34 protein-coding genes and 1 pseudogene are annotated in these 26,959 nt (G+C 31.0%); 5 read left to right on the forward strand and 30 right to left on the reverse strand.

What is annotated here, in order from left to right; translation table 11 throughout:
* Window positions 1–324: 324 nt before the first annotated feature.
* From MSM_RS05275 to MSM_RS05320, 10 genes are all read right to left on the reverse strand, one after another.
* Complete coding sequence (locus MSM_RS05275; RefSeq protein ID WP_255359943.1) at window positions 325–945, reverse strand: phosphopantothenoylcysteine decarboxylase domain-containing protein; 621 nt, start codon at window positions 943–945, stop codon at window positions 325–327.
* 27 nt (window positions 946–972) lie between these two features.
* A complete protein-coding gene (locus MSM_RS05280; protein ID WP_011954258.1) occupies window positions 973–1,479 on the reverse strand; it encodes a flavoprotein in 507 nt (168 codons plus the stop codon).
* A gap of 30 nt (window positions 1,480–1,509) precedes the next feature.
* A complete protein-coding gene (locus tag MSM_RS05285) occupies window positions 1,510–2,079 on the reverse strand; it encodes a PsbP-related protein (protein WP_004032883.1) in 570 nt (189 codons plus the stop codon).
* 21 nt (window positions 2,080–2,100) lie between these two features.
* Window positions 2,101–2,772, reverse strand: coding sequence for a hypothetical protein (locus tag MSM_RS05290; protein WP_048058621.1), 672 nt, complete (start codon window positions 2,770–2,772; stop codon window positions 2,101–2,103).
* A gap of 61 nt (window positions 2,773–2,833) precedes the next feature.
* Window positions 2,834–3,640: a prephenate dehydratase gene (gene pheA, locus MSM_RS05295; RefSeq protein ID WP_004032881.1), complete on the reverse strand. Its 807-nt coding sequence runs from the start codon at window positions 3,638–3,640 to the stop codon at window positions 2,834–2,836.
* 92 nt (window positions 3,641–3,732) lie between these two features.
* Entirely contained in the window at window positions 3,733–4,551 is an 819-nt protein-coding gene (locus MSM_RS05300) for a CBS domain-containing protein (protein WP_011954260.1), read from the reverse strand.
* An 82-nt stretch (window positions 4,552–4,633) separates the two neighbouring features.
* Window positions 4,634–5,572 carry a CBS domain-containing protein gene (locus MSM_RS05305; protein WP_011954261.1) on the reverse strand — a complete coding sequence of 313 codons (939 nt, stop codon included), beginning with the start codon at window positions 5,570–5,572 and terminating at the stop codon, window positions 4,634–4,636.
* A gap of 82 nt (window positions 5,573–5,654) precedes the next feature.
* Window positions 5,655–6,353, reverse strand: a complete 699-nt coding sequence (locus MSM_RS05310; protein ID WP_011954262.1) for a 7-carboxy-7-deazaguanine synthase QueE — start codon at window positions 6,351–6,353, stop codon at window positions 5,655–5,657.
* Window positions 6,354–6,355: 2 nt separating this feature from the next.
* Window positions 6,356–6,877: a 6-carboxytetrahydropterin synthase QueD gene (locus MSM_RS05315; protein WP_011954263.1), complete on the reverse strand. Its 522-nt coding sequence runs from the start codon at window positions 6,875–6,877 to the stop codon at window positions 6,356–6,358.
* 12 nt (window positions 6,878–6,889) lie between these two features.
* Window positions 6,890–7,483, reverse strand: coding sequence for a DUF366 family protein (locus tag MSM_RS05320; RefSeq protein WP_011954264.1), 594 nt, complete (start codon window positions 7,481–7,483; stop codon window positions 6,890–6,892).
* A gap of 151 nt (window positions 7,484–7,634) precedes the next feature.
* On the opposite strand from MSM_RS05320, the gene MSM_RS05325 reads away from it, so the two are divergent.
* Window positions 7,635–8,708 (forward strand): DNA polymerase subunit beta, encoded by a 1,074-nt coding sequence (locus tag MSM_RS05325; RefSeq protein ID WP_011954265.1) that lies wholly within the window; start codon window positions 7,635–7,637, stop codon window positions 8,706–8,708.
* Between the two features lie 139 nt (window positions 8,709–8,847).
* Window positions 8,848–9,642, forward strand: coding sequence for a CRISPR-associated protein Cas4 (locus MSM_RS05330; RefSeq protein WP_011954266.1), 795 nt, complete (start codon window positions 8,848–8,850; stop codon window positions 9,640–9,642).
* Here MSM_RS05330 and MSM_RS05335 read toward each other — a convergent pair.
* Genes MSM_RS05335 through MSM_RS05415 form a run of 17 tightly spaced genes read right to left on the reverse strand, consistent with a single transcriptional unit; the run spans window position 9,639 to window position 19,533 of the window.
* The gene (locus MSM_RS05335) at window positions 9,639–10,298 is read right to left on the reverse strand and encodes a DUF5612 domain-containing protein (RefSeq protein ID WP_004032873.1); all 660 of its coding nucleotides are present in this window, start codon (window positions 10,296–10,298) and stop codon (window positions 9,639–9,641) included. The two genes, MSM_RS05330 and MSM_RS05335, sit on opposite strands and share 4 nt — an antisense overlap.
* A 1-nt stretch (window position 10,299) precedes the next feature.
* Window positions 10,300–10,554, reverse strand: a complete 255-nt coding sequence (locus tag MSM_RS05340) for an energy-converting hydrogenase B subunit P (RefSeq protein ID WP_019262596.1) — start codon at window positions 10,552–10,554, stop codon at window positions 10,300–10,302.
* A gap of 9 nt (window positions 10,555–10,563) precedes the next feature.
* The gene (locus tag MSM_RS05345) at window positions 10,564–11,562 is read right to left on the reverse strand and encodes a respiratory chain complex I subunit 1 family protein (RefSeq protein ID WP_011954267.1); all 999 of its coding nucleotides are present in this window, start codon (window positions 11,560–11,562) and stop codon (window positions 10,564–10,566) included.
* 4 nt (window positions 11,563–11,566) lie between these two features.
* Entirely contained in the window at window positions 11,567–12,694 is a 1,128-nt protein-coding gene (locus MSM_RS05350; RefSeq protein ID WP_004032870.1) for a hydrogenase large subunit, read from the reverse strand.
* A gap of 18 nt (window positions 12,695–12,712) precedes the next feature.
* Complete coding sequence (locus MSM_RS05355; protein ID WP_004032869.1) at window positions 12,713–13,159, reverse strand: NADH-quinone oxidoreductase subunit B family protein; 447 nt, start codon at window positions 13,157–13,159, stop codon at window positions 12,713–12,715.
* Between the two features lie 10 nt (window positions 13,160–13,169).
* Entirely contained in the window at window positions 13,170–13,655 is a 486-nt protein-coding gene (locus MSM_RS05360) for a 4Fe-4S binding protein (protein WP_004032868.1), read from the reverse strand.
* A complete protein-coding gene (locus MSM_RS05365) occupies window positions 13,656–15,071 on the reverse strand; it encodes a 4Fe-4S binding protein (RefSeq protein ID WP_004032867.1) in 1,416 nt (471 codons plus the stop codon). It lies immediately after the preceding gene.
* A gap of 10 nt (window positions 15,072–15,081) precedes the next feature.
* Window positions 15,082–15,330, reverse strand: a complete 249-nt coding sequence (locus MSM_RS05370) for a hypothetical protein (protein ID WP_004032866.1) — start codon at window positions 15,328–15,330, stop codon at window positions 15,082–15,084.
* A 9-nt stretch (window positions 15,331–15,339) separates the two neighbouring features.
* Window positions 15,340–15,813, reverse strand: coding sequence for an MnhB domain-containing protein (locus MSM_RS05375; RefSeq protein WP_004032865.1), 474 nt, complete (start codon window positions 15,811–15,813; stop codon window positions 15,340–15,342).
* Complete coding sequence (locus tag MSM_RS05380) at window positions 15,810–16,088, reverse strand: energy-converting hydrogenase B, subunit H, EhbH (RefSeq protein WP_011954268.1); 279 nt, start codon at window positions 16,086–16,088, stop codon at window positions 15,810–15,812. Before MSM_RS05380 ends, MSM_RS05375 begins: the two co-directional genes overlap by 4 nt.
* A complete protein-coding gene (locus tag MSM_RS05385) occupies window positions 16,081–16,416 on the reverse strand; it encodes a hypothetical protein (protein ID WP_004032863.1) in 336 nt (111 codons plus the stop codon). Before MSM_RS05385 ends, MSM_RS05380 begins: the two co-directional genes overlap by 8 nt.
* Entirely contained in the window at window positions 16,413–17,870 is a 1,458-nt protein-coding gene (gene ehbF, locus MSM_RS05390) for an energy conserving hydrogenase EhbF (RefSeq protein WP_011954269.1), read from the reverse strand. The genes MSM_RS05385 and ehbF overlap by 4 nt, the downstream gene beginning before the upstream one ends.
* Window positions 17,863–18,249 (reverse strand): cation:proton antiporter subunit C, encoded by a 387-nt coding sequence (locus MSM_RS05395; RefSeq protein WP_004032861.1) that lies wholly within the window; start codon window positions 18,247–18,249, stop codon window positions 17,863–17,865. Before MSM_RS05395 ends, ehbF begins: the two co-directional genes overlap by 8 nt.
* A complete protein-coding gene (locus MSM_RS05400) occupies window positions 18,249–18,491 on the reverse strand; it encodes a DUF4040 domain-containing protein (protein WP_080513221.1) in 243 nt (80 codons plus the stop codon). The genes MSM_RS05395 and MSM_RS05400 overlap by 1 nt, the downstream gene beginning before the upstream one ends.
* Window positions 18,484–18,915 (reverse strand): cation:proton antiporter, encoded by a 432-nt coding sequence (locus MSM_RS05405; RefSeq protein ID WP_004032859.1) that lies wholly within the window; start codon window positions 18,913–18,915, stop codon window positions 18,484–18,486. Before MSM_RS05405 ends, MSM_RS05400 begins: the two co-directional genes overlap by 8 nt.
* Window positions 18,915–19,178 (reverse strand): monovalent cation/H+ antiporter complex subunit F, encoded by a 264-nt coding sequence (locus MSM_RS05410; RefSeq protein ID WP_011954271.1) that lies wholly within the window; start codon window positions 19,176–19,178, stop codon window positions 18,915–18,917. Before MSM_RS05410 ends, MSM_RS05405 begins: the two co-directional genes overlap by 1 nt.
* A gap of 40 nt (window positions 19,179–19,218) precedes the next feature.
* On the reverse strand, window positions 19,219–19,533 hold the full coding sequence (locus MSM_RS05415; RefSeq protein ID WP_004032857.1) for a monovalent cation/H+ antiporter subunit E: 315 nt from the start codon (window positions 19,531–19,533) through the stop codon (window positions 19,219–19,221).
* A gap of 330 nt (window positions 19,534–19,863) precedes the next feature.
* Here MSM_RS05415 and MSM_RS05420 point away from each other — a divergent pair.
* Window positions 19,864–20,813, forward strand: a pseudogene (locus MSM_RS05420) (arsenic resistance protein).
* Window positions 20,814–20,844: 31 nt separating this feature from the next.
* Here MSM_RS05420 and MSM_RS05425 read toward each other — a convergent pair.
* Window positions 20,845–21,561 carry a metal-dependent hydrolase gene (locus tag MSM_RS05425; RefSeq protein ID WP_048058622.1) on the reverse strand — a complete coding sequence of 239 codons (717 nt, stop codon included), beginning with the start codon at window positions 21,559–21,561 and terminating at the stop codon, window positions 20,845–20,847.
* 126 nt (window positions 21,562–21,687) lie between these two features.
* Window positions 21,688–22,440, reverse strand: a complete 753-nt coding sequence (locus MSM_RS05430; RefSeq protein WP_011954275.1) for a succinylglutamate desuccinylase/aspartoacylase domain-containing protein — start codon at window positions 22,438–22,440, stop codon at window positions 21,688–21,690.
* Between the two features lie 65 nt (window positions 22,441–22,505).
* Here MSM_RS05430 and MSM_RS05435 point away from each other — a divergent pair, with 65 nt between their 5' ends.
* Entirely contained in the window at window positions 22,506–24,482 is a 1,977-nt protein-coding gene (locus MSM_RS05435; protein WP_011954276.1) for an IGHMBP2 family helicase, read from the forward strand.
* Window positions 24,483–24,686: 204 nt separating this feature from the next.
* On the opposite strand, the gene MSM_RS05440 is transcribed toward MSM_RS05435, so the two are convergent.
* Window positions 24,687–25,406: a DUF4012 domain-containing protein gene (locus tag MSM_RS05440; protein ID WP_011954278.1), complete on the reverse strand. Its 720-nt coding sequence runs from the start codon at window positions 25,404–25,406 to the stop codon at window positions 24,687–24,689.
* Between the two features lie 312 nt (window positions 25,407–25,718).
* Between MSM_RS05440 and MSM_RS05445 the strand changes: the two genes are divergently transcribed.
* The gene (locus MSM_RS05445; protein ID WP_004032850.1) at window positions 25,719–26,894 is read left to right on the forward strand and encodes an argininosuccinate synthase; all 1,176 of its coding nucleotides are present in this window, start codon (window positions 25,719–25,721) and stop codon (window positions 26,892–26,894) included.
* The last annotated feature ends 65 nt before the right edge of the window (window positions 26,895–26,959 follow it).

A 26,959-nucleotide genomic window follows, 5' to 3' on the forward strand; every position in this document is an offset into this window, starting at 1 on the left:
ATCCCCACTACACTTGTAAAACCTTAAAAAAAGGACAGACATAAAATTAAAAAAATAAGCCAAAACACCCAAAAAAGTATTACTTCGATAGCTATTTATAACATAAAATGAAATATACAATATGCTAATGCAAATAAAAAAAAGTTCATTTTAAATGCCTTTAGGGAAAAAATCACTCTATTAATCACTCAAATTGGTAATTCCTAAAGGAATGAACTTATTTTTAAAAAATACTTATTTTTACCAAATTTTCAATAAATGTTTAAAAAAAGTTATTTTAACTAAAAAATATTACTTTTTAAGGCCTAAAAATTGCACATATCCCTAAATCTTTTCCAAAATAACATCAAAAATGATATTGGCTATTTCTTTTTTTGAAGACAGCGGAACACTTACAATATCATCGTCTACAATCCAAACCTTATTATTATCTGAACCAAAATGACAATTCTCATCACTAACATCATTAGCTATTACCAAATCTGTTCCTGCATCTTTAATCTGTTGTTTTGCACTGGCTATTATGTCTTCTTTAGAAATATTAACTTCCGCCTTAAATCCAACTAAAAAAATATCCGGATTCAATTCTTTAATCTGGCGGATGATTTTAATGGTTGGTTTTAAATTTATAGACAGTGCCTTTGAAGAATCAATTTTATGAGTGTCCTTATCTTCAAATTTAAAATCAGAAACTGCAGCTGTTGAAATAAAAATATCCTGACTCGGAATTAATTTCTTAATTGCTTTATTCATTTCTCCAGCTGTTTCAACTTTAATAACATTAAATACTGAAGGGATTCTTACACTAACATTAGCTACAATTAGTGTAACATCAAATCCACGAATATAAGCCTGTTTAGCTAATTCCAAACCCATTTTTCCAGAGGATTTGTTGGTTATTCCCCTTATCGGATCAATAGGTTCATAAGTTCCACCCATACTTATTAAAACTTTTTCGTGGATAAAACCACCTCATTTATTTAAATTAATTGTTCTTAATGCTTCTAAAACTATATCTTCTTTATCTGGGAATTTTGCTTTGCCTTCATCCATTTTAGGTTTGATAAATGAAGCAGAACCCTCTTCTTTAATTTTATCAATATTGTCTTTAATAGCCTTAAACATTGAATCATGCATTGACGGAACGAACAAAATTGGAGTGTCATGTCCATATGCTGTAATCAAAAGTGTAGAGATTGGGTCATCAGCTAGCTTATATGCAAATTTGCTTATGGTATTCGCAGTAGCTGGAGCAACTAATATCAAATCCTCTTGTGAATATTTAACATGCTCAATCTTACCAGTCAACCTGGTTACCACTTCATTACCTGTTGCAAATTCCATAGCATTTGGAGTGATAATATCGCAAGCAGCTTCGCTCATAAAACATTTAACTTCCATATCATTTCTTTTAAGTTCCCTAGCTAATTTAATAGATTCAGTAGCGGCAATACTGCCAGTAACACATAATATAATCATGAAAATACCTCTAAAAAAAAATAAAAAGAATTATGCACCAATTTGCATATTTTCTAAAATATAATTAAATGAATTTAGATTTTCATTAAATTTATCAATTGGAGCACTATACAATACAACATAAGCCTGATCTCCTTTATCAAACCAAATAGCCTTATGTTCTTTAACTACTCCATCTACATCAGATGTATAAACATATTCAGTAGCATTTTTATCGTTGATTAAAACCTGACCTGATGAAGTCAAATTAAAAGATGAATCATGCTGCATTGCAGTATAAGTCTTATTTATAAATGAATCAAAACTTCCCTCAATAGGCTGTTTTTCAACATTGATGGTAACTTGCCCTACTTTAGATGAATCAATAGAGTCAGATTTTGCAAGAGCAATTACTGAAGAATTTGAAGTTGATTCAGAAAGCACCCATTCAGAAGGATATTGAACCATGACTCCCCCTTTAGAAGAACTTAACATTTTAGTAGCATTATCACCACTACTTCCTGTAAGGTCAGCTGTAGATACATTATTCATAATCAAGTATCCGAACACACAAACAATTGCTACAATTATTATAACTCCACATATAATATTTTTTTTCATAAATTCACCATTAATTAACTTCTATCCTGTCACAGTTCCTTCAACAGTTCCAGAATCTCCGGATCCAGAACTACTTCCAGAACCAGACTCTTCACCACCAGTTCCAGAATCATAACTTCCTGAACCTTGACCAGAAGATGAATCCCCACTATCGTATGAGTTATCTGAAGTATAAGTATCTCCAACTTGAACAGAATCATTATCCGTATCATTTACTTTGACTTCTTCAACCTCTGGAAATGCCGTATCCTCAACAATAGCCTGCGCATCAGTTACTGAAATGTTTCCAAAGTCAAAAGTTAAAACTCCATAACCAATACCTGCAGTAAATCCGATTACTAAAACTAAAACCGCAATTAATTTAAAAGTACCATTATCCATAGGAGGTTTTTTCTCTTTGTTAAAATCTTTATCTCCTTTTTTTGGATTGATAATATATTTTTGAACTAAATCTTGCTCCTCTTTTTTCTTCTTATTAAGTTTAGGAGGTTTAGGGTTAGTTTTTCTTTTACCAGATGGTTTACCCTGCATAGACCTAATTCTATTAGTAGCATCACGAGCATCTAATGTATTGAGCTTATCTTCATATTTAGAGCGAAAATATCTGTATTTTTCTTCAGAAATTTTGCCATGAGCATAGTCTGCATCTAAACAACGCATAACTCTTAGAAGTTTCTCCTTATCATTTGGCATGTATACCATCCCTGAATCTTATCATAATATTAGTTTATTAAACCAATAATTTAAAGTTTTTCTAAAACTCCGGGTAAGAACCTAAAACCTTTAAAAAGTAAGTAAGCCCATCCAGTTCATTTAGAATATTCTGAACAGTTTTATCTTTTCTATGACCATAAAAATCAACAAAAAACAAATATTTGCCCAAACCTTTTTTAGAAGGTCTTGATTCAATTTTTGTTAAGTTAATACTTTCTTTTTCAAAAACACCTAATATTTTATAAAGCATACCAGGTTTATCTTCATAAATAGAGAATATTATTGAAGTCTTATCCCTGCCAGTAGGCTCATGATCATTTTTCGATAAAACTACAAAACGTGTTTCGTTATTATCCAAATCCTGAATATTAGGTTTGAGGATTTCCAAGCCATAAATCTCAGCAGCTTTAGAATTTCCAATAGCTGCCTTTGTTTTATCGCCTAAAATACTTTTAGCTGCACTGGCAGTACTTACAGCATAATGGGGCTGTATTTCATTATCCCTAATAAACTCCTGACATTGAGCTATTGCCTGAGAATGAGAATATACATCAGTTATGTCATTCATAACTGTTTTAGGATTGACAATTAAATTCTGATTAATTGGAATTACCATTTCCTTAAATATTTTTAAATCAAATTTATGAGCTAAAGAATCTAGAGTAAGTCCTACCGGACCTTCAATAGAGTTTTCAATTGGCACTACTCCAAATTGACACTCCCCATTTGAAACACTTTCCATCACTGCAGGAATCGTGCAATATGGAATTAAATTTCCCTCAAGTATATAAGCTGCTTCATGAGTAAAAGTTCCTTTCGGACCTAAAAATGAAATATTATTACACATAATACTTTGTGTTATATTGCTTGACAGTTAAAAAGTTTATTGTAAAAAATAAAAAAGAAGAAATAGCTAAAATATTAGCTATTAAAATTTAATTAAGACTCTAATTTAGCTATAAGTCTTAAAATATCTGTTTGGGTTATAATACCAATTACATTATTGTCTTCAACAACAGGCAAACCATTATAACCAGTATCCATCATTGTGTTGGCCACTTCGGAAATAGATGCATTCTTTGAAATAGATAACGGATTATCAGACATGACTTCCTCAACTAAAATTTCTTTAATTTGAGTTTTTTGATATTTTTCAGGAACATTTTTTCTGAAATTGATAAATGCTTTCATAACATCTTTTGAAGTCATCATACCTACAAGTTCATCTCCATCAATAACAGGCAACCTTCCTACATGAGAATCAATCATGATTCTTCTTGCATGAACCAGTCTTTCCTGTGAAGATACTGCTTTGATATCATCAGACATTACTTCTTTAACAGTTATTTTATCAAATGCTCTACCAACTGCAAGAGTTACAAAGTCAGCTTTTGAAACTATTCCAACCATCATATCATCGTCAGATACAATAGGTACTGAACCGATACCGTTTTCCAACATTAAATTTGCAACATCTGCCAAATCCATTGTTTCAACAACAGAGATTACATCTTTAACCATAACAGATGAAATATGAAGTCTTGATGCGGGCATATTTTCATATTTTGAAGAACCTAATTTATCAGCTACATCTCTTTCTGAAATAATTCCCACTAATTCCCTTTGATGATCTTTATTAGTATTGATTACCGGCAAACGTGAAACATCATTTTTAGCCAATAATTTTAAACCATCAGAAAGTTTTTGATCCTTATCAACAGTGATTAAATCTTCAGACATCAAGTTTTTTATTTGCATATTATCATCTCCATTTAGTTACGAATAAACTATGTCATCTAAAAAAATAGGAATAAAAAGAAATACTCCTATTTTTTAAAGTTTATAATGTTTTAATTGCGTTCAATATATCTTTTTCAGTAATGATACCAATAATCTCGCTGTCTTTAGTTACAGGCACACCACCAATATTTTTCTCGGCAAATAATGCACAAATATCTCCAATTCTTTCTGTTTGAGATACAGTAATTGGATCTTCTGCCATAATATTAGAAACTATGTTCTTCAATACTTCTGAAGCAGCATTAGAATTTAAGTTATCAAATAATTCTTTTGCATTGAAATACCTAATAATATCAGTAGAAGTTACTATACCTAACAGTTTTTTACTTGCTTTAGATATGTCAGCTTCACCCCCAACAATAGGTATCCTTCTTAAACCGTTTCTAACCATTATTTTACAAGCACTTTCAATTGGAGTTCCAGGAGTGGTTGTAAATACTTTAGTAGACATGTAATCCTGTGCAACTTCTTCAGTCAATACGCCAGCTAATGATAATACAATATCCCTTTCAGTTACAATACCTGCAAGCTTATCATTAGCATCTACAAGAGGAATAGCACCAATTTGATTAGATAACATTGTTTCAATAGTATCCTTAATAGAAGATTTATCAGAAAGGCAAATTACATCACGAGTCATAATTTCTCTAATAGGTTCATTAATAGCTGCTAAAAAGTTATCTTCGTATTTTTTCTCAATAATGTTAAATTTCTTTCCTCCACCAAAGAAATCCAAAATATCCATTACTGTAACAATACCTAAAACCTTACCAGAACCCGGATCAGCTATTGGTAACCTCCTGAACTCATGTTCCATCATTACTTTAGCAGTATCTTTGATACTTTTAGTTGGAGGTATAGAAATCACGTCTTTGCTTGCAATAGCCATGATTTCTCCTTCTTTATTAGAAACTTTTGTTTCATGCTCGACTGAGCCCATCTTTATAGATTTTCTTAAAATGGATGATTTATCTTTCATTTTATCACACCTCTAGTAGTTCTAAGTGTACGCCTAACAAAAAATAATTCAATAAAATTCAAAACAAAAAAGATTTCCACATTCACTCAATATTCAATATCTTGTGTACCTGTGGAATGGTGGATACTTCAAAATATTGCCCAACAATTTCTGAAAATTCAAATAATTTAGAATTAGAATTACCCCAATCCTCTAAAGGACTAGATGGCTGGATAATTATTTGAAGTTTGTTTTTGCTTGAAATATTATTAGATAATTTTTCCATTACCTCTTGAATTAAATTTGTTTTTGTTGAAGGCAATACAACTACTTTACAATATAACATTATAGACTTCGCCATTAATAAATTTACTGATTTGATTTCATTGATAAAAATATCTTCATTAAAATCATTGTTAAAATGTTCAGGTAATTTAATATCCAATGATACAATGTCTAATTTTTCAATGAAATCAATTTTTTCAGGCAAAGTGCCGTTTGTTTCTAAAAGAATTTTCAAATCAGTCTGACGAGCAACTTCATTAATAAATTCAGGATATAAACTAGGTTCCCCACCAGTAAAAGAGATTACATGACAATCAGGAGTTCTAACATTTTCAATAGCTGCCAAAACATCATCAACTGTCATTAATTTACCTGATTTTTCAGATTTGCTATCATTAGTATCGCAATAGCTGCAGTTTAAGTTACATCCTGCAAATCTAACAAAGATTTGTCTTTGACCAATGAAAAGGCCTTCCCCCTGAAAACTTGAAAAAATTTCGATTATTGGAGCTTTCATAACTAATCATCAAGCACTTTTTTATAAATTGCTCCCTGTCCGATTCCCTCATTAACTCCAACTGCAACATATTCCAGATTATCATATTTTTCAGCTAATTTTTTAGTTAATGTTTCAGCAAAAAATTTGGACAACTCTTCAGCAGAAGAATAAGGGAGAGGTAAGAAAACACAATCTTCACCAGGAATAGAATATCCTTTTCCAGCTATTTTAAAATGAACTGTTTTTTCTTCTTTTAAATCGAAAATAGAGTCTGATTTTTTATTAAAATCTTTAATATCTATTAAATCATTGTAAACAGGAATTAATAACCTGTGGTCCAATTCATTACAAATTGCTTTAGTGTATGCTTTGACATCTTTAAAGTCCACTACAAATTCAAAATCCCCTGCACGTTCTCCTTCGATTTCCACATCTACAAAATAGGAATGTCCATGAATATAACCGCATGATTCATGTCCCGGAATAACATGAGCTGAAGAGAATCTTAAATTTGATTGTATACCGTTAATCATAATTTTCATAAAATCACCATTCTATAATAAGTTAGTTTTGCTAATATCTTTTTCAATTGTTTCTAATTCATCAATATATCTGCCAGCAACATCATTAACCAATTCAGTTAAGTTATCCTTGTTGAATATTTGATTGCCATTTTTATCTTTAATATCAAAAAGACCGATAGTTTCAACATCATCTGGAGTTCCCTTATCCTCAAGATTTAGAGCAAAATGTATTTTCATAGAACTTAAGGATGCACTAGCTATTGAAATACTTAATTTTCTATTTTCCACAAATATATCATCACCTTCTCTTTTAGAAACAATTCCCTTTTCAAAAAGAACTTCTCTAAAAATCATGACAATCAATCTTTGACGAAGGTAAGCTATTCTCATATTTGCAGGCTGGCAGTCAAAAAATTCACAAATAAAATTAATCATATAATTAGATTTGATTTCAAGTCCAACATCTGCAAAATCCTTTAAATTACCAGGAGTAATATTTACAGGACCTACCCAAGTAATAATAGATGATCCATAAATTCCAAATTCATTAAAAGCCCAGGAAGGATTAATTTGACTTCCATCATACTCGAAAATATCATCAATATGTTTATGAATAATAGTCATGATTTAATGTTAGATGCTATTTTTATATAAAAATATTGTGAAGTGCTGAAAAATAATTTCACTTTAAAAAGAAATTTAACACAACTAAAAATTAAATAGAAAATCAAGTTTAATATTAATTTCATAATAATAAAGTAAGGAAGTTATTTTTATGAAACAAGTTAGAACAAGAGATTTTATTTATACAACAGATGGATTATTCTTTGCTTCTACCAATTATGTTCATCCTGATGATAGATTTATCTCATTTTTAAGATATATTCCAGATTCAAATGGAGACAGGGAAAAAGACGGTAAAAAATACAGGAAAGTTACATCTGATGAAGCTTACAGTTATTTAAGAGAAAATCATCCGGATTATCTATATTTCTGTGACGTGACAAATGTTGAAATGATGGGTGTTCCCAAAGATAAAGTAGCTGAAATTATTAAACCTGAAGAAAGACTGGCTGAACTTAGAGATGCTTTCAATAAAGGTGAAAAGCTAAAAAATCCGGAAATAATGGCTAAACTAATGGATGTCAGTGACTTTTTCCATTATGTTGCCGGTGTGCCTTATGAAAACTTGGGAATTTCCGGATCTATCCTCCCCGGACTTCACAAAGAGGATGTGTCTGATATTGACTTTGTAATCTTCGGACTGGAAAATCATAGAAAAGCCATGAAAGCATTTAGAGAAAATAAAGGTAAAAATGTCCATATTGATGAAGTTGACAAAGATATTACAGTAAATGGAATTGTAGATGAATTTTGGGAAAAAGTCTACAACAAACGTATGAAAGATTCCAGTTTAACCATGGACGAATTCAAATGGTACGAAAACAGAAAAGGAAACAGAGGAACAATAAACGGAACTTTATTTGATATTTTATGCACTAAAAATTATGATGAAATTAGCGGCGAATGGGGAGATACTGTTTATGAACCATTAGGAATCGCTCAAATAGAATGTGATATTGTAAGTGCACTTGGCGCATTTGATAATCCTTCATTATACACCATTGAAAACTTAAAAATACTTGATGGAGTTGAAGCACCAATATCTGAAGTTGTTTCATTTACCCACACATATGCAGGAGAAGTTATTGACGGCGAACATGTCGTAGCTAAAGGAAAAGTCGAAAAAGTCATTAGTGAAGGTAAAAAAGATTCCTACAGACTTGTTATTGGAACTACCAGAGAATCCATGGACGAATATGTTAAACTCAAAGAAAGTCCTGCATGATAAAATTGTTTTAATAGCTAAATATTATTAGCTATTCTCTTTTTTTACTTATTTTTAAATAATTTAAGACATTTATAACCTCTTATTATTTATATTATCTAATTCTAATCAATAATATCGATTTTAAAGAGGTTAAAAAATGATAAATATATCATCTATAAAAATGTATATGTACTGCCCAATGAAATTATATCTAAAAACACATGTTGATATTTCTCAAAATGACGAATATCAATTATATAATGAAATTAAAAATCTCAAAATAGATATTCAGGATTTATTGCAGAAAAATATGCGCAAACTAAATAAAACTATGAATTTAAATGAAATAGAAACTGCTTTAGGTCAAAATATAGCTGCATACACCGAAAATAATATCGACACCATAAAGAATTTGAAATTAGGAATTACACAAGAGCAGACAGACGAAATAGTAGATGAAACTTATTTTAACATAAAAATATTGGCTCTCAAAGCCAAAAAGGCCATGAATATTCTGGACAAGGACGGAATGGAAATTGTCGAAATGTTTTTTCCAAATTGTATGTATTCATACCTAATGAAAGACAAACACCTTGATTTAGTAGGAATATGTGACAAAATAGAAATTATTGATGGAAAATATTATCCGATAAGTTTTAAAAGTTCAAAACCACCACTTAAAGGAACATGGGACGGTGATGCAATAGAACTAGCTGCAAATGCCATCTTAATTGAAGAAGAATTTGACACCGAAGTTTTTGTAGGATTTGTAAAATATTCAAAAATAGACGATAAACGACCGGTAATTATGGATATGAATCTTAGAAAAGGACTGTTTAGTGTATTGAATGAAGTTAAAGAAATCATAATTAATAAAAAAATTCCAAAAGTAAAAATAAATGAAAAAAAGTGTAGAAACTGCGAATATTATGCAATTTGTACAAAAGATTAATATTTAATATTCCCATGAAGCTTTTTAATGTCAAAGACTGCAGTATCAGCTATTGCCATTACAGCAAGCACTCCCGCCTGTACAGGATCAGTTATAATTAAATCTGCATGCTCCGTAACACTTCCAGGCATATTTAAGGAAATTACAATTACTCCTTTTTCCTTTTTTATTTTTTTAACAGCTTCAGATATTTCTCCACCCATTAAAGAACCTGCCAATACCAAAACATGCGCTCTTGGAAGTCTTGATACTGCATCAGTAGCTTCAGCTATATTCTCTTCACCAACAATAGGAAGCGTATCCACACTAATACGTTCTCCACGAATATTATGCCTGTCAGCTTCAGTGATTGCACCTAAAGCTACTTGAGATACCTGTGCTCCACCACCAACAATAATAATACGTTTTCCATAAATATTTGATTGTGAAGAATGAATTTCTACAGATTTAACTTCTTTAAGAGATTCCAAATCAGCTATTAATGAATCAATATCTTCCACATGTTCAAGTTCCAAATCTATTGTACCCACATTATTTTTTTCAATAAAAAGGTGAGTATAGCTAATATTAACTTCATGTGCAACTATAATTGAAGTAATATCATCCAATACTCCTTTTTTTTCGTCAGATTTAATGGTTAAACTATAATTTTCCATTTTAATTCCTTATTTTATCTAATTCAGCATGTGCTCTTTTCCACATTTTTAAATAATTATCCTCTTTTGATACAGGAATTACTTCCAGGCCTAACTCCCTATGCTCTTCAATCCAGCTTTCATCAAAAACCGGAATTTCAATTTTAATAGGTTCAGAGGTTTTATTTATAACTATAAGATTCCTATAAGGAAACTGTGTTTCTACAATATATCCCCCAAGACTTACCATATGTTTTGGCTGCATTACAAATTTCAAATAATCACCTCATAATACTCCAATTACAATAGCTAATACTCCAAGCAAAGATGTTCCAACAATAGTTGGCAATAATTGTCTGTTTGTAAATACCGGAGTGAATGCTGAAAAAATACCCATCATAAATACAAATATTAAAGCTACAACAATATTAACCAAAATTCCCCATGAAAATATATTTGGAGGTATTCCAATAAATAATACTGAAAACAGAGCACCAAGTACAAACATCAGAAATCCTCTAGTAACAAATACAACAGACCTATATTTGGCAGCATATTCCATATACGGACCTTCAATTACATCAGATTTTGCTTTAATAATTGAAAATGGATATTCATTTAACAGAATCATGTATCCCATGAAAAACACAATTGCTGCAATAGCACCTGATACAGTAAATAAAAACGGCCCGTTAGCCTGCTGATATTGAATTATATCCTGAAGGAAAATACTTCCACAGTATGTTATAGGTGCAAATACTGCCAAATACAATGGGAATGAACCATAAGTAATCATCCTTAAAGATCTTCTTGCACTTATATCTTCCATAAAAGACCTTGTAGTATTTGTATGTGCTGCTCCTTTAGCCAAATCAGGAAACGGCATCCTGACAGACATTACGGACTTGGATAATGCCCCCATCAGTACATAACATATTTCTTCAACTTTTAATAAACCTACAACAGCTATTAAACTAGCTAATGCAGGAACATAAAATGCCTGAGGAGTTAAAGCAACCAATATACACAATACTGCCATAAAACATATAATCGGCAATGCCTTATACAATTTTGGAAGAGGTGAAACCACATCAACATTTTTCTTAAATGCAAATTTAATTGGAGCCATGATTCCAGGAGAAGTTACTGGCGGTCCGATCCTTTGTTGAATTCTAGCATGAACATATTTTCGCTCAATACCTGGCAAAAATGTACTTACAATAAAACAAACAATTACTGTAGCAATTACTGCCAAAATAGAAAACATAATAGTATTTTGCATCATAATTTTATCTCCTAATTATCTCGATTGCTCTGTCAGTACAGGTAAAACACGGATCACACTGTACAATACACAACTGCGCATCAGTTATTTGATCACCGATACATGCATATTGCATTGCACCTATATTTGCCATAGAAGGTGTCCTGATAATAGAATGTCTGACTCTTCCGCTTTCTAAAGCATATGAATGATATAATGTTCCCCTTGGAACTTCAATACGGCTTTCAATAATATCTGTGTCTTTCATTTCCCAATCATGAGTTACAACCGGACCTTCAGGCAAGTTTTTAACAGCCTGACGAATGATTTTTATTGATTCAAATGATTCTAATGCCCTCATCATCAAATTAGATTTAACATCTCCATCTTCCTGAGTTATAATATTAAAATCAAACGGATCATATTCACTCATTGTTGTTCTTAAATCATATACCACACCAGTAGCTCTTAAAGACGGGCCGGAAACATCTAATTTAATAGCCTGTTTTTGAGGAAGTACACCTATTCCGGTAATCCTTGACATCAATATTGAATCAGAAGTAAATCTGTTTACAAAGTCAGTTAAGCCTTCTTCCAGTGCATCCATATCATTAGCTAATCTTTCAAGTCTTTTAGAATCCAGCTCACATCTTGGCCTAACACCACCAATAACAGAACAACCATACTGAACCCTGTTACCTCCAATCATGTTTAGAAGTTCCATTACTATTTCCCTAAGATAGAAAACTCTCATTGAAAAGGTTTCATGAGCTAAAACTTCACAACCATGAGCCAAATATAGGAAATGACTATGTAATCTTTCTAATTCCCCAACAATTATCCTAATATAACTTGCCCTTTCCGGAATTTCAATATCCAAACCCAATTCCGCAGTCCTTACAGAATTCCAAACATGAGCATTAGAACAGATTCCACATATTTTTTCAGTTAACGCATTGGCTTTTTCAACAGGGAGTCCTTCCATGATTCTTTCTACACCCCTATGGTTAACACCAATAGTTATTTCAGCTTCTTGTACAATTTCATCTTCTACAAAAAGCCTTACTCTGTATGGCTCCAATGCAGCAGGGTGAACTGTACCCATAGGAATTTCTGTTTCTATAATTTTACTATTCGGTATTTTTTCATCCATTTTTTTAAACTCCCCTTTTTAATCTGCATCCAGTAATTTTGGTAAAATTGATACAACACCAGATAAAACATCCTGAGGCCTTACAGCACAGCCAGGAACTTTTGCATCTACTGGTATAATGTTTTCAACAGGCCCTTCAATTTCTTCAGAAGGAATATCTCCATGAATATTCTTATAAACTCCACCCATTAAAGCACAGCTTCCAGCAGCTACTACCAATTTAGGTTCAGGGATAGCCTTATAAATTTCTTCCAACGGTTTTCTGTTTAATTTGGTTACAGGACCTGTAACTACTAAAACATCAGCTTCACGAGGATTCCATGTTAAGAAAACCTTATACTGTTCAGCATCGAATCTAGGTGATAATACAGAGTTAACAATCTCAATATCGCACCCATTACATCCACCAGTATAAACCAACATCAGATGTATTGCTCTTGCTCTTGAAAATGATTTAATTCCCATATAATCCCCCTTAATCCTCTCTATTTTTTAATATTGTTTTATCTGAAAGATACTGTGAAATAACTTTTAATTTATCATCAGATATTTTAACTGGCTGATTAATAAGTTCTGAAACATCCACTTCCTGATTTCCAACAGTATTTGGATGGATAGTTCCTTTTTCACCATATAATAAAAATACAGGGCAGAAATCATGACAATAATAACATACCACACATTTTAGCGAATTTAATTCAGGAACTTCTGTTTTTGTCCAGCTGTCAGTCAATTTTACCGGAGATGCTAATTTCTTCATTTCAATAGCATTGGTTGGACAAACATTGGCACAGCCTCCACAACCAATACAGGCATCTTCATCTACTTTTTTTGCCGGTTTAACAGAAAGTGTACTTATCTGTTTTCGCATTTCCATGTCAGTAACTCTATCTGCTGCGAAAAATATTCTTTTAAAGTTAGTGAATGCTCCTTCCAGTGCTATTTTAAGCATGTTTCTCATTTAGATCTCCTCTATAGAATCTTTAAAATTTCTCTCAAACATAAATGCATTTGCAGGACAGGCGTTTTTACATGCTCCACAATATTTACATTTGTCTTCATCTACTTCAAATTTGCCATTATTTTTATTAATTGCATCATATGGACAAATATCATAACACAAACCACAGTGCATACATAATTGCTGTTCAATGAAACAGAATCCATCAACAATCTCTTTTTTATGCATAGTAGTTCTTGGAATTGCATTAACTGGACAGTACACACCACAGTTTTCACATAAAATACATTTATCTAAATCAACAGAGATTGTTCCTCTATGTAGAGTAATAGCTTCCTTAGGACATACTTCACAACATATTCCACATGAAATACATTCATCAGTTATTGATCCATCCCAAGTAGCTACTTTAAACAACCTTGCATCATTTTCACAGACTTTAACACAGTTTCCACAGGATACGCAAAATCCGGCAAGTGTGTTTTGTTCTTCGCCAGTTATTTCATTAACAAGAAGCATTTCATCATCTTCTTTTAATGTAGCTACCGGACAAGAATCAATAGCTATTTTATGTGCTTTTGGTATATTTTCTCCAATATCTTCTGTTGGATCATATCTTAATTTTGAATCTTCATATCTCAAAGAATCATTTTCAGACAAACTAGCGCATAATCCGCAATTAATACAAGAGATAATTGAACCTTCCGGTTTTTGATTAATATGATTTACATTTATTTTAAACTTCCCAATAGATATTGCATTATGAGGACATGCTTTCAAACAATTTAAACAAAGTGTACATGTGCTTTTATTAACAATGTGGTTTTTATTCATTGCACCATTAGGACAGACATCACTACAAAGTCCACAATCACTGCAAATACCTTCATCCCTATCTAAAGTTACCTGGATTGTACCTGTCGGACAGTACTTTTCACATCTTCCACAATAAATACACCTGTCATAATCTGTTGTGAAATAGCTTCTGGTTACCTCTGTTGTTTCACTAGGCTTATGAGGTACTCCTTTATATGTTGGTAATGCATTGCTTAAAGATTTTATAAACTCCAACTGTTTTTCTTCAGTTAATCTAAAGCTGTCAATCCTGGAATTTGATGGGCAAGCTTCTTCACAAACTCCGCAACGTGAACAAATACCATAAACAATCCCATCTTCAATTTTAATATTATCTATAGGGCAGTTATACATACACATCCCACAGCCGCTGCATTTGGCTCTGTCTACAACATAACCCCCATAGCTATTAATGAATATTGCATTACTTGGACAATTTTTATAACATAAACCACAAGTAAGGCAACTTAAAGCTTTTCCATTAATTAAACGAATAGCTTTTGTAGGACACTGTTTAATACATTCCCCTTTTCCATCACATGTATTAGTTGATACAAACATTATAAACCCCTCAATCTCCTCTTCCGAATAATAATTTACCTACAAAAATACCAATTAATGCAAAGAAAAATCCTGAAGCTATTGGCATATCTGTGTAAAATGGAAACGGACCTAATTGCCATGCAGAAACTAAACCTACAATGAAAATTATTACAAATGATGCTAAAGTGAACTGTGTATCCATAGATTTAGTTTTAATTTGAGAACCTATAAGAACTCCAAATAAAAATCCAAATATTATCGCTCCTAAATTTAACATATGTTCACCTCAGTTTTCCTCTTCAAATTTTTTAAATCCCATGAAAGCTATAACAATTGCACTTAAACCAACAAACACTTTTAATCCAACAACTATATTTAAATACGGGACTATTCCTGCATTTGTTACATCAGGATAATGGAAAATTGTTCTTACAAATCCTGGAACTACTCCTGAAAGATCTGTTCCTACATTATACAAGAAAGCACCTGCAAAGAATAAACCTACAAGACCAAGACCAATATAAACCAAAATTCCGAAACTTTCTACAATATCTACAAAATTATGAGAAAAATTTATTGGGGATTTATCTAATCCATACACCAAAATACATAGAATAACACCTGCAGTAATCATAGCTCCACCTTGGAAACCACCTCCAGGAGTTATATGTCCTCCCAAAATAGTCATTATTCCCATACATGATACAAAAATTGCAATAGGTAAAGCTATCAACTTTAAAATCACACTATTCTGACTCATTCTTCTTTACCCCCTAATCTTCCTCTACCAAATACAAGTAAAACAACTAAACCTGCAGTCAGTAATATAATAGACTCACCTAAGGTATCATAACCTCTAAAATCAAAAATTACAACAGTAATTAAGTTTGGAGATATGCTGGTACCTAAAGCATTGTAAATATTACTTACACCAGGAACAATGACTTTATTTAAGTTAAATAATGCATCAAATAAAGATATAGAAAATAATACAGCCACTACTGATGCAACTAAAGTTTTAATACTGTTAGACAAGGTTACCACCCCAGTAAACAAATACCACAACTATTCCCAGCACCATTACTGCATAAAATATCATTTTATCCAATGAATCATCCTGCTCTATTTTAAATTTAGGAATTAATGGCATATTCTTTATTAAAACAACAAGAACAATCAAAGTAACAAGCCCTGAAAGCAATATATGAACATGTCTCAATAATAAACATGTCAACACTAATGAAACAATCAATAATATTTCAGATGTAATACTTCCAGAAACATCTGCATTAGTTACAGGACCTGGAGAAAAGAATTTTCTAAAATCCTTTACAACATTGAAAATTTGATCATAAAGTTTCATAAAATACCTCCTACAAACTCATAAATTCCATTTGTAACAAGACCTGGGCAAAGACCCAATATAATAATTAAAGCCAATAAAACAACCATTGCAAATACTGCTGATTTAGGAACCTCCTTGTCAGGGACTTCCAAACCTTTTGGTTTTGGTCTTAAAAACATTCCATAGAATGTTTTAACAAATACAACAAATGTAGCTATACTTACTATAACCGCAAGAATGGATAATTCCGGATATCCGCAACTTAATGAAGCTTGAACAAGCATTAATTTACTTTGGAATCCGCTGAATGGAGGAACACCAGCCATTGCCAAACCACCAAATAAAAGCATTAAACCAACTTTCGGATGATAAGCAAGCAATCCTCCCAATTTACGGGTGTCTTCCTCTTTAGTTACATAAGCAATAAGTCCGAATCCTATAAATAATAATGCAGTAGTAATTATTTCATTAAGTGCCTGGAAAAGACCTGCAGTAATTGCAAATTGAGTTCCAAGACCAATACCTAAACCGATAAAACCAAGCTCACCAACTGCCAAATAACCAATCATTCTTCTGAAGTCTGTTTGAGTTAAAGCCAGTGAAACACCTAGAATCATAGCCAATACTGAAAACAAAACCAATAACAGTTCAAATATTGGCAATTCATGGAATATTCTAAACATTATCAATACAATTGAAATCATTGAAATAACCGTAAATGTTTGAAGCAAAGCTGCACCATGAGGTTCTGCTTTACTGTACATTCCGGATTTTATAATATGGAACGGAGGCAAACCTGAAGCATATAACCATCCGAAGAATATTAAAGCAAATGACATTAAAAATACTGGGGAGGTATAACTTAAAGTTCCATTGTGAAGAGCCACAATTATATCAGAAATGTTAATATTACCAGTACTTGCAAGTAAGAATCCGATTCCTAAAAGCATTATCGGACTTCCAATAGATCCTAAAATCATATATTTAAGAGCCATTTCATAACTGTAATCCATAGGAGACGCAATTACAATACCTACTTGAACCAATGCAAGTATCTCAAAGAATACAAACATGTTAAATATATCATCAGTAAGCATTAATGCAGTTACAGATGCTGTACCCATGAACAATAAGAACAAATACTGTCCGGATGCTTTTTTATATTTTGACAAGTAAATAAAAGCTACTAAAAATGTTATTAAACCTACTGCAGCTATGAATATCTGTTGCAGCATGTCAAAAGCATAAGTAATAGCCGGATGATAAATTACACCAGTTGCATTATCCAACATCGGAGTATATCCTCCAAAGAAGTGCAATCCATAATTGGAAAGCAATGGAATAATCGGTAAACAGATAGCAACTACAAATGTTAATACTTTAATAGATTTATTAAATTTAGCAAAAGCATTTACAAGTATTGCACAAAGCATAGGAACTACTACCATAAGAGGAATCAAATAGTTACTCATCGTATTCCTCCTGTTTAGATGTATCAGCCAACAGTACTTTTGTACTTAAAGTTCCGTATTTCTTGTAAATAACCATTACAATAGCCAACATTACAGCCAATGTACTTGCACCGATTACAATACTGGTAAGTACCAATCCAAAAGGCAATGGATAAGCAGAGTTTACAGCAAACCATGACGGAGACATTCCAGGCATCAAAATTGGAACTACTCCTCCAGGTTTGTATCCAATAGCTATAATAAATAAATTTGCACCTTCTTCAATGAAACTAATACCAATTATTTTCTTTACAATATTATCAATGAAAATAGCTGCAAAAAGACCAACAACTACCAATGCTCCTGCAGTAAATAATGCTGCTAATTGCATATATGCCATCAGGAACCATCCCTTTGTGTTTTCTTAACAGCCAATACTAAAAATACAGGAACAATAGCTGCACCAACAATAGCTTGTGTTAAAGCAACATCCGGAGCAAGTAAAAGTTGGAAAAGCACTGCAAGAGCACCACCAGAAAATCCTGTTAAAATTGCTGCTTTTAACAAATCTTTTTGAATAAGAGCAAGAATCGCACTTAAAACTGTAATAATCATTAATATAATACTTAACATCTTATTCATCCTCACTAATCTCTAATGTAGAAATAGAAAATTTAATACTATCCTCATTACTCTCATCTGATTTATTTTCCATTTCTTTAACTTTATTTATATTATGAACAAACGGATTTTCATCGTCTGAACTTTCAACTTCCACTTCTTTATTTTTTAAATTATTTACTTTATCTTCTGAGTTATAAAAAGCATTAGCTATTGCATGTGCTGTAAATGGTGCTATAACTAAATAAATACCTGCTAAAAGATATTGTTGCAACCCAATCATTGCTATAATAAATGCAACATCAAAAACACCAACAATATGAATTCTTGCATAAATCAAATTATTCATATTTTTATCCAGGGTTAAAAATCCAATTGCAGATATTATCATTAAAATAGCTGAAATAATAAGAAGAATAGACTGAATCAACTCAACTGCAAACATTAGTCATCTCCCCCTTGTGTAACAGCAAAAGCAACAGTCCCTATAAATCCAAAAAGCACTAAAGCTAATGAAATATCTTTAAAGAATGATATGTCATACATATCCCCAACAACAAGTAAAGATAATGCAAAAGCTACAACTACAACAGAACTGCTTAAAAGCCCCATTGTTGTAGATTTATAAGCACTTGCCCTTAACGCAGCAAGCATCATTATCATTGATGCAATAACCACAAAATATTTTGAAATAAATAATATGTCCATTACTATCCCACTCAACAATTATTTAAACATATAAAGAAAACTACTCTAACATCTTCTTTATATATGGTTCAAAAGGAATAATATCTTCCTTACTTCTTGGAGAAATAGCAGCTACTTTAATAATGTTATTTTCAGAATCCAAATCAACTGACAAAGTTCCCGGAGTTAAAGAAATACTGTTAGCCAAAATTGTTTGAGAAACAGGTCTCTCTAAAACTGTCTCGATTTCTACAACTACAGGATCAATATTTTGTCTCATAATTCCATTAAACGCAACATCAAAGGTTGCTTTAAGTATTTCATAAATAAGGTCTAAGAAATAAATAATCCCATAACCTAGTCTAGTTAAAAACATTAAATAAGCTCCATTTCGTAGATTAAAAAGTCAAAATAATAAAATATAAAATTGACTACATAAACAATTATTAATTATCATGATTATTTATTATAAATGTATGCATTTAAATTTGAAGCAATAAAAAATTATTCAAATTTAAGAAAGTAATTGATAAACAAAAATTAACTATAAATTTTTCCCAAATTATTTAAAAATAATTACAATTAATCTAAAAAATTTACATCACATGCATAATCACTTAAACAAATCATAAAGCTCATTTTTAAAATAGAAAGATTTAATAACAACAAATACAAAAATTTAGATACACCTAAAAAAGTGATGTAAATGGAAATTTTAGAAAAAGCTGAACCGGCAATAATCTTTTTAGCCATTCTGTTAGGGCTTGGATTAAGTAACCTCCCTCTTTTAACATCCAATAGTGGATCTTTAATAACTTTATTTTTTTATGTTTAATGTTATATGGGCTGTTTCTGGAAGTTCCGCTTAAAGATTTAAAAAATAGCTTTAAAAATGTTAAATTCACATCCGCAAGCCTAATAATTAACTTTATCTGGACACCGCTTCTAGGATATTTTCTGGGAGTTCTATTTTTAAAAGGAAATATAGATATCTTAATCGGGTTTTTTATGCTTATACTAACCCCATGTACTGATTGGTACTTAGTATTTACAAAAATGGCAAAAGGAAATTTAAATTTGAGTTTTTCAATACTTCCAATAAATTTAATACTTCAGATTGTATTACTGCCAATATATCTAATAATCTTCTTTTCAACCAGCAATTCCATGAATTATTATGAATTAGCTTACTCAATTTTAATTGTTATTGTAATCCCCTTTATTTTAGCGCAGCTGACAAAATACATCTTAAAAAACAAAACAAAAATAAATGAAAAAATAACCCAACTTTTTTCAAAGTATCAGACAATATTTCTAGCTATTGCAGTATTTGGAATATTCAATAGCGAAGGAAGAATTGTTTTTAATAATTTAAACTCAATTTTACTAATATTCATTCCATTAATCTTGTTTTTTATCATAAATTTTATCTTAGATTTTATAGTAGCTAAAAATATGAAATTTAATTATGAAAACTATACAAGTCTGACAATGACCACTTTAGCTCGAAATTCCCCATTAGCCCTAGCTATTGCAGTAAATTCATTTCCTGAAAGTCAATTAATATTAATTGGACTGGTAATTGGACCTTTAATAGAATTACCAGTTTTATATGGAATATCAAAGCTATTATTAGCAATTAAAAAAAGATATTAAAAGAAACTAATTTAATCAAATAAATCCCACATTATGAAAAATAAATATTTGGAAAAAAGTATTGCATCAACATGATTATTTCAAACCTTCTTAAATAAATAGCTAATATGAGCAAAAGTACTATAGATAAAGTTCCAAATTGTTTATGGGACTTTTTAGAAGATAATGGGGCGAATAACTTTATTCCGGAAGGACTGAATGAATCCAGAACAATATGACTTAATAATCCTAAAAACAATCCTACAGCTATTTCAACATAATTTACAGATAGTGTTCCAAATAAAAATAAACTAATAAAAAATAATGGCAAGAATATTAAGAGCAGTTTCTTATTCAGAAATAAAAAGCTTAAAAGAGCTATCAGAATAGCCATAAACAAATAAGATGTAGGAATTATTGTTATATCCATAAGAATTTCATAGGCCCAAATAAGTATTAAAGAAACTGTCGCAGTTAATGTAAGTACACCAAAAATAGAGTGAGTGAAACTTCTGTGCTGGGAAAAATAAAAGACAGTTCCTAAAAATACTATTATTAAACCTAAATAATAAGGCAATTTTAAGATATAAAGAGATATAAACACTATCAATCCCAAAATAATCATCTTATAGACATTATCTTTTTTAAATTTATGATCAAAATCAGGAATATTAGCACCAATTACACTTAAGGCAATAATTAGAGGATTATTAAAAAACATTAAAGCCAAAATCAATGCAAATATTGTGTGTCCTTTATATGAAGACAAAAAATCACCTTAACTTTAAATTATAAGTTAATATTACAAATTAATAGCGATAGCATTTGAAAAGTATTTAAAAAAATAGTTTATTTGAAAATGAAAATAACAATCTAAATTAAAGGCACTGAATCATTATTTTTTAAAAAAAATTCCAAAATAAGATAAAAAACTTTTCATTTGCATTAAAGATTTTTCATCACTGCCTTTTCCAACTAAAGCAAATGGAGATAAAACCTCACCAGTAACTGCAGGAACTCCTTTTAAATTGCAAACATCTTCAACTGCTCCTTTGTAAATTTTTCCTGCAAATTCAAAGCTGATTACTTTACTCCCCATTTGTGCTGAAATATAATTGGCTATTAAACAGCTTTCTGGAGAAGGATTTCTGCTTGAAAATACTGATTCAAATCCAGGATTACTATTTTTAGCTGTTGAATGAAAATCACCAACAAAATTAACATCCAACTCATCAATAGCCTGCATGATTAAATTACTTAATGAATTTTTAATATGTGCTGACCTGTTTAAATCTCTTGAATTTAAAGTTCTTTCATTATTCATAGTAGCTTTTGGAGCTGCAAATGGAATAATATAAACAGTATTCTCTAATTTAGTATTGATTAATTCATTTAATAACCTTAAACTGGCCAATTGTGAAGGAAGCTCATTGCCATGAATTCCAGAAATCATTAAAATATTTACTCCACCACTTCCCAATTTAAATATAGGTGTTCCAAAAACAGCTTGTTCTAAAATAAATTGATTTAAATGAGTCAATTCTATTTTTTCAAAAAGATATTTATTTTTAGAGATGTAGCCCCCAGAATTGTTTGAAATAAAACTCATTTTCAAACCGTTAAAATCATCAAGTACTTCAAAATTCATTACTTAATATTTACTTTAAAACTTTTATTTATATTATGACACAAAGTATAATTTAAGGGATAAAATTGAAAAAATATATCAAACAGTTAATTAAGCTTATAAATTATGAAAGAGATGCCGAAATTGAATTAATGACTAATGAAATAAAAAATTTGTCTCCAAAGAAAAGAGAATCATTAGGAAGAGCCATCAATAAAGTAAAAGGAAAATATTTAGGAAAACAGTTGGGTTCTCAAATTGTACAGTTCGGAAGGTCTGAAAAAATCGAAACAGAAATCAGTGTTGGAGACATGGTTCTAATTAGTACAGGTTATCCTTTAAGAAGCGATTTAACAGGAACAGTTGTTGAAAAAGGTGCCAGATTTATTAAAGTAGCTTTTGAAAAATCAATTCCAAAATGGGCTCTTAAAAAGAAAGTCAGAATTGATTTATATGCAAATGATGTTACTTTCAGACGAATGGAAGATAACCTACTGCATTTAAACACAAAAGGGAAAAATGCTCTTGAATACTCCTTGAAAAAAAGAGACCCTAAAGAAAACAAGAAAGAAAAATATATTGATTTTATAGACAAATCCCTTAATGAGTCTCAAAAAAATGCTGTTAGAAATGCAGTAAATACTGAAAATTTCTTTTTAATACACGGTCCTTTTGGAACAGGAAAAACAAGAACATTAGTTGAGTTAATCCAACAGGAAGTAAGGCAGAACAATAAAGTCTTAGTTACAGCTGAAAGCAATAGTGCAGTTGATAACATATTAGACAGACTATCCCAAAATAAAAAATTAAAAATTACAAGATTAGGCCATCCCCAAAGAGTTTCAAAAGAAAATATCACATATTCTCTGGCTTATAAAGCTGAAAATCATCAATTGACCGGTAAAATTAATAAAAATTACAAAAGGATAGAACAAATAAGCGAAACAAGAGACCGATTCACCAAACCAACTCCTCAATATCGCAGAGGATTTAGTGATTCAGATATTCTTTATAATGCATCAAAAGGCAAAGGTGGACGTGGAATAAATTCTTCCAAAATGGAATCCATGGCTAACTGGCTTTTAGAAAATGAAAAAATTAGTGAAATTCATGACAAAATTAAAAAACTTGAAAATAAAATAGTTAAAGATATTATTAACAGCAGTGACATTATTTTATCAACCAACTCCACAGCAGCTATTGAAGAAATAGCCAGAACAAAGTTTAATGTGGTAATTGTAGATGAAGCTTCCCAGGCAACAATTCCAAGCATTTTAATTCCATTATCCAAGGCCAGAAGATTTATTCTTGCAGGTGATCATAAACAATTGCCCCCAACGATAATAAGTAAAAAAGCACATTTTCTTGAAAAAACCTTATTTGAAGAGTTAATTAAAAAATATCCCAATAAAGCAAGTTTACTGAATGTTCAGTATAGAATGAATAGCTTTTTAATGAAGTTTCCAAATTCAGAATTTTACAATGGCAATTTGAAAAGCGATTCCAGTGTTGATGATATAAATCTTGACGAAATTATTGATTCGGAAGAGTTGTCCCGTCTAAAAGAAAGTGATGTTGAAAAACAGCTGCACAACAATTTGAAACCTCTATTATTCATTGACACGTCTAATTTAAAAAACAATGAAGAAAAACATTTAAAAGATTCCAAATCCATTATCAACCAGAGCGAAGCGGCCATTGCTACTTCAATAGCTAAATTTTACCTGGGAACTGGAATTAATCCAAAGGATATTGGAATTATAAGTCCCTATGCAGATCAAGTCAATTTAATCCAGGACAAAATCCCCATTGAAGTAAAAAGTGTAGACGGTTTTCAGGGCCGTGAAAAGGAAATTATAATCATTTCAACTGTAAGAAGTAATAAAAATGGAAATATTGGATTTTTAAAAGATTTAAGAAGACTTAATGTGGCAATTACCAGAGCTAAAAGAAAATTAATAGTAATTGGCAATAAAAATACTTTAAAAGGAAATTCCACATACTCGAAATTAATTAAATTTTGTGCAAAAAATGATTTGTTGATAAATTTTAGGCATACCTAAACTTTTATATACCAGAACATACCAAGTAAATAGTAGAGAGAAAAAGTACCAACATACTTTTGAATCTCTAACTCTTAATTGGGGGGATTTTTTCTTAAATGTAAAACCCATATAACTTTTCAACCTCAATTATAAGACCCCAATTAAGAGTTCTCTTCTGTCAAACTATTTTTTATTAAACTTAACAAAGAAATTATAATATTTTTATGAAATGCTTTCAAAACCTTTTGTAGTCAGTAATTTTACAAAAGAACCACTTGGAGACATTACAATATTTCCTTTAGAATATTCTTCTAGAGCTACCTTGGTCATTGTACTTTTCTTAACTGGATCTTTAGAAGCTTCAGAAAGTGCTTTAACTAACACCATTACAGCATCACCCCTGGACATATTTCCAGTTATTCCATCATCCCTTCCATGATATCCAGAGTAATTATCATTTTGTCTTACAATATCTGTTGCACCAAGATCCGTTTCAACCCCGTCAACTTTAAGTGGCCTAATTGAATCTATAATGGCATCCAATCCGTCATCATATATAATTACTACTGCATCAGCATGCATTCCAGTATTAGCTTCTACAATTTCCTTTGCATATTCCATACCCTGTTCCGGGCCATCCCACAGACAGTCATGAAGACGCATTGGCCCTTCAAGACCACCTAAAGCTTGTTTTGTAGGATGAGTCATTCCACCAGGATATACAGGAGTATAATTAGCTATAGTTCCATTTTCCAGTTTAACCATGTATGCCATATCTACACCACCACCAGGCTGTTCATCTTTGTCACTAGCCAGGACCAATATGTTTTTATCACCTGAAGCCAGACTAGGACCTCCTAAAAAGAAACTTCCTACAAATGCAAATATCCCAATAATACATACAATAAGGATAAGTATAATCAGTTTTTTTCTTCTGTTCATATTCCCACATATCAAATATTTTTTTACATTTATTTTAACTTAATATAATAAATAATTTTTCTTTTCTTAAACATACTTTTTAATTAATGAAACAATATAATAAGACACTTCCCACATTATTTAATTAAAAAAATCAAAATAATTTTCTAAAATGGAAAAAAATTAGATTTTAAAAATATAAAACAAATTTGCAACAAACAAAGAAAAAATAAATTACAAAATTAACTGATAAATTAAAAACACTGATTTTAAATTAATATTAAATACTATTAAAAATAGAAATTAATTTATAATATTTATTATGGTGATCAAATGGACAAAGTAGTTCTTGCATTCAGTGGTGGATTAGACACTTCTGTTTGTGTTAAATTATTAGAAGAAAAATATGATGTTGAAGTTATTACTGCATGTGTAGATGTAGGACAAGGCGATGAAGAAATAGCTAAAGCTGAAAAAATGGCAAAAGAAATAGGCGGCTATAAACACTACACTATTGATGCTAAAGAAGAATTTGCAAATGAATACATAGCTAGAGGAATAAAAGCAAATGCAGAATATGAAGGATACCCATTAAGTACTGCACTTGCAAGACCTTTAATTGCTCAAAAAATTATCGATATTGCCAAAAAAGAAGGAGCAACAGCTATTGCACACGGATGTACTGGAAAAGGAAACGATCAATTCAGATTTGAAGCTGTTATTTTAGCTATGTCTGATTTAGATATTATTGCACCAATCAGAGAATTAAACTTAACAAGAACTGAAGAACAAGCTTATGCTGCTGAAAAAGGCATCAAATTAAACTCTGATAAAATTTACAGTATTGATGAAAACATTTGGGGAAGATCCATTGAGGGGGATATTTTAGAAGATCCTGCAAATGAACCTCCTGAAGAAATTTATGCATGGACTGCTTCTGCTGAAGATGCACTTGACACCCCTCAAAAAGTATCTATTGAATTTGAAGAAGGTATCCCAGTAGCTATAAATGGAGAAATGATGCCCCTTATTGACATTATTAAAGAAGCTAATAAAATTGCTGGTGAAAATGGTATTGGTAGAGTAGATACTATTGAAAACAGAATGATCGGACTTAAAAGTAGGGAAACCTATGAAGTTCCAGGTGCTAAATTACTGATTGCGGCTCACCAGGCATTAGAGGAATTAGTACTTACTACTGATGAATTAAGATTTGCAGAGTACATGAGTACACTTTATGCTGATTTAGTATACAGAGCATTATGGCAAGAACCTTTAAGAGAAGATATCGATCAAGCTATTGACCATATGCAAAGAAGAGTAAGTGGTGAAGTTACAATGAAACTCTTTAAAGGTTCCATTGCACCATTAACCAGAGAATCTCCTTTCAGCTTACACAGTATTGAACAAATTACTTTTGAAGATAAAGAAACTGATCAAAGAGAAGTTGAAGGTATGATCAAATACCACGGTTTGCAGGCTGCAAACTATCAAAAACTTAACAGATAGCTTAAACAGCTATCTTAAATTACTTTTTTTAAAAAAAAATAAAAATTAGTTACTATCAACTAATA

Source organism: Methanobrevibacter smithii ATCC 35061 (genome assembly GCF_000016525.1).
Classification (GTDB): domain Archaea; phylum Methanobacteriota; class Methanobacteria; order Methanobacteriales; family Methanobacteriaceae; genus Methanocatella; species Methanocatella smithii.